11 protein-coding genes are annotated in these 12,250 nt (G+C 65.5%); 10 read left to right on the top strand and 1 reads right to left on the bottom strand.

Translation table 11 applies throughout. The features are described from left to right. Positions 1-37: 37 nt before the first annotated feature. Positions 38-916: a MurR/RpiR family transcriptional regulator gene (locus AC1DIO_RS17160; protein ID WP_113519031.1), complete on the bottom strand. Its 879-nt coding sequence runs from the start codon at positions 914-916 to the stop codon at positions 38-40. 153 nt (positions 917-1,069) lie between these two features. On the opposite strand from AC1DIO_RS17160, the gene AC1DIO_RS17155 reads away from it, so the two are divergent. From AC1DIO_RS17155 to AC1DIO_RS17110, 10 genes are all read left to right on the top strand, one after another. Continuing rightward, positions 1,070-2,335 (top strand): NAD(P)/FAD-dependent oxidoreductase, encoded by a 1,266-nt coding sequence (locus AC1DIO_RS17155; protein ID WP_476853736.1) that lies wholly within the window; start codon positions 1,070-1,072, stop codon positions 2,333-2,335. A gap of 247 nt (positions 2,336-2,582) precedes the next feature. After that, complete coding sequence (locus AC1DIO_RS17150; protein ID WP_441507082.1) at positions 2,583-3,359, top strand: DeoR/GlpR family DNA-binding transcription regulator; 777 nt, start codon at positions 2,583-2,585, stop codon at positions 3,357-3,359. Positions 3,360-3,497: 138 nt separating this feature from the next. Next, a complete protein-coding gene (gene glpD, locus AC1DIO_RS17145) occupies positions 3,498-5,042 on the top strand; it encodes a glycerol-3-phosphate dehydrogenase (RefSeq protein WP_476853735.1) in 1,545 nt (514 codons plus the stop codon). A 123-nt stretch (positions 5,043-5,165) separates the two neighbouring features. Then, complete coding sequence (locus AC1DIO_RS17140) at positions 5,166-6,659, top strand: carboxypeptidase M32 (protein WP_476776376.1); 1,494 nt, start codon at positions 5,166-5,168, stop codon at positions 6,657-6,659. Between the two features lie 111 nt (positions 6,660-6,770). Further along, positions 6,771-7,562: a DeoR/GlpR family DNA-binding transcription regulator gene (locus tag AC1DIO_RS17135; RefSeq protein ID WP_069880992.1), complete on the top strand. Its 792-nt coding sequence runs from the start codon at positions 6,771-6,773 to the stop codon at positions 7,560-7,562. A gap of 131 nt (positions 7,563-7,693) precedes the next feature. Then, complete coding sequence (phnD, locus tag AC1DIO_RS17130) at positions 7,694-8,683, top strand: phosphate/phosphite/phosphonate ABC transporter substrate-binding protein (protein ID WP_441507078.1); 990 nt, start codon at positions 7,694-7,696, stop codon at positions 8,681-8,683. 23 nt (positions 8,684-8,706) lie between these two features. Next, positions 8,707-9,504, top strand: coding sequence for a phosphonate ABC transporter ATP-binding protein (phnC, locus tag AC1DIO_RS17125; protein WP_441507123.1), 798 nt, complete (start codon positions 8,707-8,709; stop codon positions 9,502-9,504). Next, positions 9,501-10,310 carry a phosphonate ABC transporter, permease protein PhnE gene (phnE, locus tag AC1DIO_RS17120; protein WP_441490871.1) on the top strand — a complete coding sequence of 270 codons (810 nt, stop codon included), beginning with the start codon at positions 9,501-9,503 and terminating at the stop codon, positions 10,308-10,310. Before phnC ends, phnE (AC1DIO_RS17120) begins: the two co-directional genes overlap by 4 nt. Continuing rightward, the gene (gene phnE, locus AC1DIO_RS17115) at positions 10,307-11,146 is read left to right on the top strand and encodes a phosphonate ABC transporter, permease protein PhnE (protein ID WP_244523542.1); all 840 of its coding nucleotides are present in this window, start codon (positions 10,307-10,309) and stop codon (positions 11,144-11,146) included. Before phnE (AC1DIO_RS17120) ends, phnE (AC1DIO_RS17115) begins: the two co-directional genes overlap by 4 nt. Next, complete coding sequence (locus AC1DIO_RS17110; RefSeq protein WP_441490872.1) at positions 11,124-12,026, top strand: TIGR01459 family HAD-type hydrolase; 903 nt, start codon at positions 11,124-11,126, stop codon at positions 12,024-12,026. The genes phnE (AC1DIO_RS17115) and AC1DIO_RS17110 overlap by 23 nt, the downstream gene beginning before the upstream one ends. The last annotated feature ends 224 nt before the right edge of the window (positions 12,027-12,250 follow it).

Genomic DNA, 12,250 nt, shown 5'->3' with positions numbered 1-12,250 from the left:
CCATTCCCCTCTTTTTTGATTGATGTTGGGTCTTCGTTCACTCGACGGGGCCTGAACCATCCCCCACATGCCCCGTGAATCGGCTGTAGAGCGTCGCCATCCTGTTCAGGCGCTCCTCGACGGACGGGCCGAGTTCGATGAAGACGCTGTTGACCAGGAGGCTGCCGAGGCTCGCCATCTGCGCGGTCGAGTCCCAGAACTGGTTGAACTCGGTCGAAACCACGAGAACCTCGTCGACGAGGTCCCGGCCCCAGTCGCAGAACGCGTCGGTCACGAGCGTGGTCCGGATGCCGGCCTGCTTGGCTTCGCGGGCCAGCAGCTTGGCCATGCGCGAGTAGCGGCGGGCCTCGAAGATCACGAGACAGGGCGACGGTCCGCCCGAAAGCAGCAGCTCGGCGAAATTGCCGCCTGCAAGATCGATGAGATGGACGCCCTCGCGTAGGTACTGGAGCTGGTTGGCGAGATACTGGGCGAGGCCCCGCTCCGTCTGGAAGCCCGTGACATAGACGGCCGAAGCCGCGGCAAGCCGCCTGGCGACCCGCTTCCATTCATCCGTCTGGGCCAGCTCGTAGATGGCCACCAGGCCGGAGATCTCGAGCTGCAGGCCGCGGGCGAGCTGATCCTCGCCGGCCAGGCTGCGCTGCTGGAAATCGCGCAACCGGTCGCTGATCAGCCAGGGCCGGTCGCCGATATCCTGTCTGAGCTGTTCCTTGAGATCCTTGAAGCTCTTGTAGCCGAGCGAACGGCAGAAGCGCCCAACCGTCGGCTCGCTGACCTCGACCTTTTCGGCCAGGCTCCCAGCTGTTTCGAACGGCACGCTGTTCAGGCGCGCCAGCATGTAGCTCGCGAGCGCCTTGTCGGCCTTGGAGCCGTCTTCAAGGCAAGCCTGCAGTCTCTGGCGCAGCGTCTGGGTCATGGGTTTGCCCGGTTGATGGCGCAATMAAGAAATTTTTCTTTCATAGTGTCAAACGATTTTTCTTTTCTTGCATATCTCTGAAAAATGAGGCTTCTCGAACGGGTCGCCCGGCCTTTGGGTCGAGCGCGACGCGAGTGATGCCGCCGAGGAGCGATGGGCCAAACGATCAAGCAATCCGACGTCATCGTGCTGGGCGCGGGCATCGTCGGAGTCAGCGTGGCGCTGCATCTGCAGGCTCGTGGTCGTGCGGTGACGCTGATCGACAAGGGCTTGCCCGGCGCCGAAACCAGCCACGGCAATGCCGGCCTGATCGAGCGTTCCTCGGTGATTCCCTATGCCTTCCCGCGGGACCTCTCCACGATCCTGGCCTATGCCTCGAACCGCTCGGTCGCGGTCCGCTATCAGCCGGATTTCCTGGCGCAGATCCTGCCCTGGCTCGCCCGGTACTGGTGGCACTCGGCAAGCGAGCGATTGAACCGMGCCGCCCGGGAGATGCTGCCGCTGATCGAGCGCTGCATCGGCGAGCATGAGCATTTCGCGGGGCCGGCCGAGGTCGAGCCGCTGATGCGTCGCGAAGGCTGGATCGAGTATTACCGGTCAGCGCGCAGCTTCGAACGTGCAGCCGAAGGCGCGGCCGAGCTTGGTCCGTTCCAACTGTCCTATGACGTCCTCGACAGACAGGCGCTCAATCGCCGGGAGCCGGCCCTGCAGGGCGATATCGCCGGCGCACTGCACTGGCGCGATCCGGTCACCGTCAGCGATCCCGGCGCCGTGACCCGCGCCTATGCGAAGCTCTTTACGGCGCGTGGCGGCGAGCTCGTCACCGGCGATGCGAAGGGCCTGGAACAGAACGGCGCGGCCTGGGCGATTACGACACCGCGTGCGCAGTATCGCGCCGAAGCGGCCGTCATCGCGCTCGGCCCCTGGTCGGACGATCTCTGTCGGCGTTTCGGCTACCGTTTCCCGCTCGCCTACAAGCGCGGGTACCACATGCATTACGAGGCGCAGGGCAATGCTGTGCTGAACCACCCGATCTGCGATGCCGAGGCCGGTTTCGTGCTGTCGCCGATGATGCGCGGCATCCGCCTGACCACAGGCATCGAACTCGCGGCCCGTGACGCCCCATCCGACACGCGGCAGATGAAGCAGGCGGAGCAGATCGCACGGCGCATCTTCCCGCTCGGCAAGGCGGTGGATCCCGCACCCTGGCGCGGGGCACGTCCGTGCCTGCCCGACATGAAGCCGATCATCGGCAAGGCGCCACGGCATGACGGGCTCTGGTTCACCTTCGGCCACGCGCATCACGGCTTTACGCTCGGGCCCGTCACCGGTCGCCTGCTAGGAGAAATGATGACCGGCGAAGAGCCGTTCAYCGATCCGCGCCCCTACGCCGCCGAGCGCTTCACCCAACGTGGCTGAATAGGGATCCAAGGCTTGCTCGGTTGCGCTGCGATCATGGGGCGGCCAGCAGCGCCTGGAGCGGCCGCGAAATGGCACCTACTCCGGCGCCAGCATCGGCGTCCTGATGCATGACAGCTCCGGGGCTCCCTCAAGACTCGCTGATCCGGCGGGGCGAGTCTGGCGCAGCGTAATCAGACATTCACATTTTGCGTGATTTTGTTGCAAACTGAAAGCTAATCGCAATCACACTTGCAGTGACAGGCTCATGGATCAGCTCAGCACCCCTCGGCAGGCCGAGATTCTGGCCACGGCGCGATTGCAGGGAAAGGTCGGCGTCGACGAGCTGGCCGCTCGCTTCGATGTGAGCCCCCAGACGATTCGCAAGGACCTCAACGAGCTGTGTGACCGCAGGCTGATGACCCGCATCCATGGCGGCGCCGTCATCGCTTCGGGGGTCGAGAACGTCGCCTACGAGGCCCGCCGCTTCATTGCGCAGGCCGAAAAGCGCGCCATCGGCGAAGCGGCCGCCCGGCTGATTCCCAACAACGCCTCGCTCTTCATCAATATCGGCACCACGACCGAGGAGGTCGCGCGCGCCTTGATGCAACATGAGGACCTGATGGTCATCACCAACAACCTGAATGTCGCGACGCTGCTGTACCGGCAGCCCAGGATCGACGTAGTGTTGGCCGGCGGGCCGGTCCGGCGCACGGATGGCGGGTTGATCGGCTCGAGCACGGCCGAGTTCATCAGCCAGTTCAAGGTCGATTATGCCGTGATCGGGGCCTCGGCCATCGACGAGGACGGTGCGCTGCTCGATTTCGACTTCCGTGAGGTCAAGATCTCGCGCGCGATCATCGATAATGCACGGCGGGTGATGCTGGTTGCCGACCGGCTGAAACTGGAGCGGGCGGCCCCGATCCGCATCGGGCACCTTTCCGAGGTCGATGTCTTCGTCACCGACGAACTGCCCTCGCCCGCGTTGCGAACCCTATGCAAAGGTGAGGCCGTCCAACTCGTCGAAGTCGGCCGCCGGGATTGAGCCGCAACTCGCCCCCTATTCGGGCGAACGCGCCGTGCTGGCCGAGCCATTGCTTTCGCTTTTAGGTTCACCTATTCAAAAATCATCATCAAAACGAAATCAAACCTGAAACTATCACCCGCCAGCCGGAGAGACGCCGTGACCGCCGTTCCCGAGATTGCCGCCCAGCCATATGATCTCGCGATCATCGGCGGTGGTGTGAATGGCTGCGGCATCGCGCGCGACGCATCCGGCCGCGGCGCCTCCGTCATCCTGTTCGAACAGAGCGACCTCGCCAGCGCGACCTCCTCGGCCTCGACCAAGCTGATCCATGGTGGTCTGCGCTATCTCGAGCATTACGAGTTCCGGCTGGTGCGCGAGGCGCTGATGGAGCGGGAGGTGCTCTGGCAGCTTGCGCCGCACATCATCCGGCCGCTGCGGTTCGTGCTGCCGCATCACAAGGGCCTGCGCCCGGCCTGGCTGCTGCGGCTTGGTCTCTTCCTCTATGACCATATCGGCGGCAGAAAGCTCCTGCCGCCGACCAGCACTATCGACCTCCGGCACGCCCCGCAGGGCGAGCCGCTGAAGCCGGAGCTGGTGAAAGCCTTCGAGTACTCGGATTGCTGGGTCGAGGATTCGCGGCTCGTCGTGCTGAACGCAGCCGACGCGGCAGCGCGCGGCGCGGACATCCACACCCGCACGAAGGTGCTCCATGCCGAGCGCGAGGGTGACGCCTGGCGAATCACGACCGTGCGGGACGGCGTGCGCAACAGCGTCCGCGCCAAGGCCCTGGTGAATGCGGCCGGGCCCTGGGTCGGGCAGGTGCTGAACGGGATCGTCCGCTCGAACACGCAGGCCGCCGTGCGCATGGTCCAGGGCAGCCATATCGTGGTGCGCAAGCTCTACGAGCATGACCGCTGCTATATCTTCCAGAATTCCGACGGCCGGATCGTCTTCGCCATTCCCTATGAGCGCGACTTCACGCTGATCGGCACGACCGATCGCGACTACCACGGCGATCCCGCGACCGCTTCGGCCACGGCCGAGGAGATCGACTATCTCTGCGCGGCGGCAAGCGAGTATTTCAAGCAGCCGGTGACGCGTGAGGGCGTCGTCTGGACCTATTCCGGCGTTCGGCCGCTCTATGACKATGGCGCCTCCATGGCTCAGGAAGCAACGCGCGATTATGTCCTGACGCTCGACGCACCCGAGAGGGAGGCGCCGCTATTGTCGGTCTTTGGCGGGAAGATCACCACCTATCGCCGGCTGGCGGAGGCTGCAATCGCGCGCCTGGCGCCGCATGCGGGCTGGGCGACGCAGCCCGGCTGGACTGTCAGCGGCCCCTTGCCGGGGGGCGACTTTCCGGTCACCGGCTTCGATACGCTCGCAGCCTCGCTCAGTGCCGCGCATCCGTGGCTGCCGCGCGAGACCGTCACCCGGCTCGCCCGTGCCTACGGCACCCGGGCCCGCGATATCCTTGATGGCACAGGCTCGCTCGCTGACCTTGGCCAGCATTTCGGCGCCGATCTCTATGAGCGCGAAGTCCGCTACCTCATGCGTGCGGAATGGGCCGAGCGGGCCGAGGATGTGCTCTGGCGCCGGAGCAAGCTCGGGTTGAGGCTGTCGGAGGCCGGCGCCCGGACACTCGACGCCTTCATGACCGCGACCGCGGAAGCACGCCTCGCCCCTGCGACGCGAGGCTGATCTCCTGCAGTTCATCCATGGGCTTGTGAGGCGCCCGCCTGCTCCCGTGCGCTTGATCAAGCCCTGGGAATGACGCACCACTTTGCGCCCTGCCCTACGGCTACCGGATTGCGAGTTTCCGCCATGACTGCCTATGCCGAGATTTCCGCCCATTTCAGCCGCGTCGCCGCCCTGTCCAATGCCATTGGCATCCTGCAATGGGACAATGACGCGATGATGCCAAAGGGAGCGGCCGATACGCGGGCCGAGAGCATGGCGTTGCTGCATGTGCTGCGCCACGGCATGGTGACCGAGCTGCGTATCGGCGACTGGCTATCAGAAGCCGAGGCCGATACGACGCTTGGCGCCTGGGAGCGGGCGAATCTGCGCGAGATCCGGCGCAGCTGGACGGTCGAGACCGCGTTGCCCAGCGATCTGGTCGAAGCATCGAGCAAGGCAGTTTCGGCCTGTGAGATGCGCTGGCGCCAGGCCCGGGCCGATTCGGATTTTGCCGGCCTGCTGCCCTTTCTGGCCGAGGTGCTCAAGCTTCAGCGCGAGATCGGGCGGGCCAAGGGCGAGCGGCTCGGGCTCTCGCCCTATGATGCGCTGCTGAATGATTACGAGCCCGGCGGCCGCGCGCAGCGGATCGACGGGCTGTTCGACGATCTCGCGGCCTTCCTGCCGGGGTTCACGCAGGAGGCGCTGGCAGCGCAGGCCAGGCGGCCTGCCGCCCCGAGTCTGGAAGGGCCCTTTCCGATCGAGGCGCAGCGCCGGCTCGGCCTGAAGATGATGGCGGCGCTCGGCTATGATTTCGAGCGTGGCCGGCTCGACATCTCGACACATCCCTTCTGCGGGGGTGCCGACAATGATGTGCGTATCACCACCCGCTATGACGAGGCCGACTTCACCAAGGCCCTGATGGGCGTGTTGCACGAGACCGGTCATGCCCTCTACGAGCAGGGCCGCCCGCAAGCCTGGTTGAGCCAGCCGGTCAGCCATGCGCGCGGCATGAGCCTGCACGAGAGCCAGTCGCTGCTGATCGAGATGCAGGCCTGCCGGAGCCATGAATTCATGAGCTTCGCGGCACCGCTGATGCGCGAGGCCTTTGGCGCGAGCGGTGCGGCCTGGGACGCCGGGGCCCTGTGGCGCAATGCGACGCGGGTCCAGCCCGGCTTCATTCGCGTCGATGCCGACGAGGTCACCTATCCCGCCCATGTCATCCTGCGCTATCGACTGGAGCAGGCCCTGATTGCGGACGCCATGCCGCTCTCGGAGCTGCCCTCGGCCTGGAACGAGCAGATGCGGCAGCTGCTCGGCATCACGCCGCCGGACGACCGTCTCGGCTGCTTGCAGGACGTGCACTGGCCGAGCGGCGGCTGGGGCTATTTCCCGACCTATACGCTCGGTGCGATGACGGCCGCGCAGATCTTCGACGCAGCCTGCCGGACCCAGCCGGAGATCCTGCCCGCCATCGGGCGCGGCGATTTCTCCCCGCTCCTCGACTGGTTGCGGACCAACATCCACAGCCAGGGCTCGCTCTACGAGACGGACGAGTTGCTGACCCGCGCCACCGGCCGCCCGCTCGACGCTGGAGTGTTCAAGGCGCATCTGCGCCGACGCTATGTCGGAGAAGGGTGACATCGCCCGCAATAGAGCTGGCAGAAATGTAAGATATCTTCCACAATCGCGAACAGGCCGCGCGCGGCGCTCCCGCGCCCGGCTCTCTTCGTCCAGGTGCAAGAGGTCGACATGTCAGCGCGCGGCGCAGCCTCCCCGAAACCCGCTGCCCTGACGCGCCGCCAGCGCAGCGTGCTTGCGGCGGTCCAGGAGCTCGGGTTCGTCACGATCGACGGGCTCGCAAGGGAATTCGAAGTGTCGAGCCAGACGATCCGGCGCGACATCATCAAGCTGCAGCAGGCCAATTACCTGCACCGCTTCCACGGCGGTGCCGGCCTGACGGACGGCACGTTCCGCCCCGGCTACGCGCAGAAGCTGACGACGGCTCCCGCCGGCAAGGAGCGGATCGGCAGAGCGGTGGCGGAGATGATTCCCGACGGCGCATCGGTCTATCTCGATGTCGGAACGACGGTCGAAGCCGTCGCGCGGGCGCTTTTGAGCAAGATGACTCTGCGGATCATCACCTGCAGCGTCTCCGTCGCGATGATCTTCTGCTCCCACGGCAAGTTCGACGTGTTCGTGACGGGCGGCAGCGTCCGTGGCGCGAACGGCTCGCTCGTCGGCAGCGTCACCACCGAAAGCCTCAAGATGTTCAGGGTCGATTATGCGGTGATCGGCTTCGGCGGCTTCGACGATGACGGCGCGCCGATGGATTTCGACCTGGAGAAGATCGCGGTGCGGCAGGTGGCGCTGGCCCATTCCCGCCATGGAATCGCGGTCGCGGATGCTTCCAAGTTCGGCAAGGCCGGCGTTGCCCGCGTCGCGCCGCTCTCGGCCTTCCATGCTCTGGTGACGGATAACGAGCCGCCCAAGCCCCTGCGCCGCCTGTTCGACACGGCTGGCGTTCGCTGCGTCGTGGCATGATGCACGATTTGAGAGGATAGCCGGCAAAATCATGATTGCATGATCGTTCCCGCGCATTATGATCATTTCAGATCAACCGCACCGGCCGCTCAGGCCGCCAGAAGATGCGGCAGAGAATCTGGAGGGAACGGATGGTTCGGATTTCGCTGGCCGCGCTCGGCGCGGTAGCCATGGGGCTCGCCCTGGCATCGCCCGCCCATGCACAGAGTTGCGCAAATCGCGGCACGCTCGATGCGCGTTATTGCGATGCGGATAACGATCTTCTCGCGGATACGCCGAGCGACAAGGCGCAGCAGAAGAACCCGGATACGCTGGTCTTCTCCTACACGCCGGTCGAGGACCCGGCCGTGTACGAGAACGTCTTCTCCGATTTCCTGGCCCATCTCAGCAAGGTCACGGGCAAGCGTATCCGCTGGTTCTCGGCAGAATCCTATGCGGCCCAGATCGAGGCCATGCGCTCGGGCCGCCTGCATATCGCGGGCGTCGCCAGCGGCCCCACGCCGTTCGCGGTCAATCTTGCCGGCTTCGTCCCGATCGTTGCCATGGAGCGCCATGACGGCGGCGTCGGCTATACGCTGCAGCTGATCGTGCCGAAGGACAGTCCGATCAAGAGCATTGCCGATCTCAAGGGCAAACGCGTCGCCCATGTCGCGCCCTCCTCAAATTCCGGCGACACCGCGCCGCGCGTCTTGTTCAAGGACAAGGGGGTCGAGCCGGGCAAGGACTATGAGGTGCTGTACTCCGGCAAGCACGACAACTCGATCATGGGCGTCGTGAACAAGGATTATGACGCCGCTCCCGTCGCATCGAGCGTGGTCGACCGCATGAGAGCCCGCGGCATGTTCAAGCCCGACGACCTGCGCATCGTCTATGAATCGGCGCCCTTCCCGCGGACCGCTTTCGGCATTTCGCATGACCTCGCGCCCGAGCTGCAGGACAAGATCAAGCAGGCATTCGCGACCTTCGACTTCAAGAACTCCAAGTTGGCCAAGGAGTTCAAGGACGAGAAGGGCTTCAAGGCGTTGAGTTACAAGGCCGACTGGGCCGATATCCGGACGATCCAGCGGGATACCGGCATCGTCTATACCCAGGACGGCCTCTCCAAGCTGAAGCCGGATTGATGACGACCCCTTCCGGCACGCCGCTGCTGCGGATCGAGGCGCTCGAAAAAACCTACCCGACGGGCAAACGCGCCCTGGCTGGCGTCGATGTCACCATCGACCGTCCGCAGGTCGTCGCGATCATCGGCTCATCGGGCGCGGGCAAGAGCACGCTGATCCGCTGTATCAACAGGCTGGTCGAGCCGACGGCCGGGCGCATCCTGCTCAATGGCGGGGATATTGTGGCTCTCGATCGCAAGGGGCTGCGAGCCGCGCGGCGGCGGATCGGCATGATCTTCCAGGAGTACAATCTGGTCGAGCGGCTGACCGTGATGCAGAACGTGCTCTCGGGCCGGCTCGGCTATGTCGGCCTGTTCGCTTCGCTGCGCTACCGCTTTCCGCCGGAGGATATCCAGTCGGCCTTCGCGCTTCTCGACCGCGTCGGGCTCGACGGCTACCACAATCAGCGCGCCGACGCCCTGTCGGGCGGGCAGCGGCAGCGCGTCGGCATTGCACGCGCACTGATGCAACGGCCCGATCTGCTGCTGCTCGACGAGCCAACGGCCAGCCTGGACCCGAAAACCGCCCGCCAGATCATGCGGCTGGTGCGCGAACTGGTCTCCGAACGGCAAACGCCAGCGATCATCAATATCCACGACGTCGCGCTGGCAAAGGCCTATTCCGACCGCATCATCGGCCTGCGCGACGGCGTCGTCGTCTTCGACGACGGGCCGGCCGAACTGACGGACGAGGTTCTCTCGGTCATCTATGGCGACGAGGACTGGATCCTGCCCGGTGAGGGCGACGACGAACCCGCGCCGGCGCTTAGTTCCGCCTCATGAGCGCCACCGCCTCCCCCGCCTATCCGACCACATGGCGGCCGCCGAGCCTGTTCGGCAGCCGCCGGCGCCGATTCATCTTCTGGGCCGCCGTCGTTGCCTATGTGATCTGGTCGGTGTCCGACCTCAATATCGACGGCAACCGCATCCTCGCCGGCCTGCCGCGCGCGCTCGATATCTTCGCGCGCATGTTCCCGCCGGATTTTTCGCGCTGGGAGATGCTGCTCTCGGGCATGGTGGAGAGCATCCAGATCGCGATCGCCTCGACGATCGTCGGCGCCCTGCTCGCAATCCCGATCGGGCTGGCTGCCGCTGCCAATCTCTCGCCGCGCCCGCTCTATTTTCTGGCGCGCGGCTTCATCGTGATCGGGCGGACCTTCCATGAGGTCATCATCGCGATCTTCTTCGTGAAGCTGTTCGGCTTCGGCCCCGTCGCAGGGCTGCTTACGCTCGCCTTCTCCTCGGCGATCTTCCTCGGCAAGATGCTGGCCGAGGACATCGAGAACATGAAGGAAGGCCCGGTCGAGGCCATCCGTGCCACCGGCGCGAGTTTTGGCCAGGTCGTCGGCTACGCCGTGGTGCCGCAGGTCATGGTCAAATCGCTCGGCGTGCTGATCTATCGGCTCGACGCCAATCTGCGCCATTCCACCGTCATCGGCATCGTCGGCGCCGGCGGCATCGGCCAGACGCTCTCGGCCTCGTTCTCCCGCTACGATTTCGATTTCTCGAGCGCCATCCTGCTCACCATCGCGGCGCTCGTTGCGCTCGGCGAGTGGTTCAGCGACTGGGCCCGGCGGAGGCTCAGGTGAAGGCGAATGCAAACCAGCGCCGGGATGGCGGGGCTCAGCCCAAGCGCATCTATCCCGACCAGTGGGAACGCCATACGCCGCGCGAGCGGCTGACGCAGTGGCTCTGGCTCCTCGGCGGCGCATTCGCAGCCGTCTGGTCGGTTTCGGCACTCGACATCGAATGGGCCTTCTTTGCCGATGCGCATGAACAGGCGGCCGACCTGATCCAGCGGATGTGGCCACCGCGCTGGTCCTATCTGCCGGTTGTCGTGCGTCCGCTGATCGAGACGATCCATATCGCGACGCTCGGCACGATGATCTCGATCGTGCTCGCGCTGCCGGTCGCGTTCCTGGCCGCACGCAACACCACGCTGAACCAGGGAACCTGGCTTCTCGGGCGCGCAATCCTCGTGCTGTCGCGCTCGATCAACACGGTGATCTGGGGGCTTCTCTTCGTCGCCATCTTCGGCCCCGGCCCGGTTGCCGGCATCTGCGCGGTCGCAGCCCGCTCGGTCGGCTTCATCGCCAAGCTCGTCGCCGAAGCGATCGAGGAGGTCGAGGCCGGCCAGATCGAGGCGGTGGAGGCCACCGGCGCCGGCACCTTCCAGATCTACGGCATCGCCATCCTGCCCCAGATCCTGCCCGTTCTGATCGGCACATCGATCTATCGCTGGGACATCAATGTGCGGGAGTCGAGCGTGCTCGGCTTTGTCGGCGCCGGCGGCATCGGGCTTCTGCTCTACGCCTCGATCAACCAGTTCGCCTGGAGCCAGGTCCTGGTCATCCTCATTGCCATCCTGGCGATCATCATCATCAGCGAGGCGCTTTCCGCCTATGTCCGTTCACGTATCACCTGAAACCGGAGCCGCCGTCAGCCATCTCTCCGGCCTCGCCGAGGTCGCCCAGAGCTATGACGGCTTCCTGCTCGACCAGTGGGGGGTGCTGCATGACGGCACGACCCCCTATCCCGGCGCAGTCGACTGCCTGCAGAGGCTGCGCTCGGCGGGAAAGGCGATCATCATCCTCTCCAATTCCGGCCGTGGGGCTCGGGAAAACGAGGAGCTACTCGCCCGGATGGGCTTTGCCCGCGAGCTGTTCGACCATGTCGTTTCGGCCGGAGACGACGCCCGCGACGCGCTGCTGACCGAGCAGGATCCGTTCTATCGCGACCTCGGCCGCCGCTGCTTCCTGTTTGCGCGCGACGGCGAGGACCACCTGATCGAGGGTCTGGGCCTGACCAGGGTCGAGAGCACCGAGGCCGCCGACTTCCTGTTCATGCTGAGCATGAACCCGCCGCAGCAATCGCTGGCCGGCTGGCGCCCGGCGCTCGAGGCTGCAGTGGCCCGCGATCTGCCGATGATCTGCGGCAATCCCGATCTCTACCGCGTTCATGCCGACGGCACGCTGCATGAGGCGCCCGGACTTGTCGCCCGGTGCTATGCCGGGCTTGGCGGGCGGGTTCGCTATCACGGCAAACCCGAACCGCGCATCTATCGCAGCAGCCTGCAGCGGCTCGGCCTGGCTCCGCGGCGTGTGCTCGCGGTCGGCGACTCGCTTGAGCATGACGTCGCCGGCGCAACCGGTGCCGGAATCGATGTCGCCTTCATTGCCGGCGGCATTCATCGGCAGGATCTGGGTTGGCCGACACCGGATACGGTCGACCATGCGAGCTGCGCCAGGCTCTTTGCAACGGCCGGATGGATGCCCGGTTACGTCGTGCCCTCCTTCGCGTGGTGATTGCCGCGCCCTGACACGGCCGCTGCCAACCCCCGTCCACATCACCGMCAGACGATCCGTTGGCTCTCAGGCCATCGGCTTGCAGGCTGCCAAGCCCTGAGGGCCTGGCGGCGCGCGCCGTCATGCTCTCCGCGAAGCCGTCCCCCTCCTTAAGGTCAAGCTCCCTCAACTAGTCGGCCCGGAATTGGTGTACTAGTATACATGTCAAGGCCTCGGCGCGCGTC

The organism is Allobosea sp. 05T439 (assembly GCF_056396005.1).
This window is presented reverse-complemented; position numbering and strand designations above follow the sequence as displayed.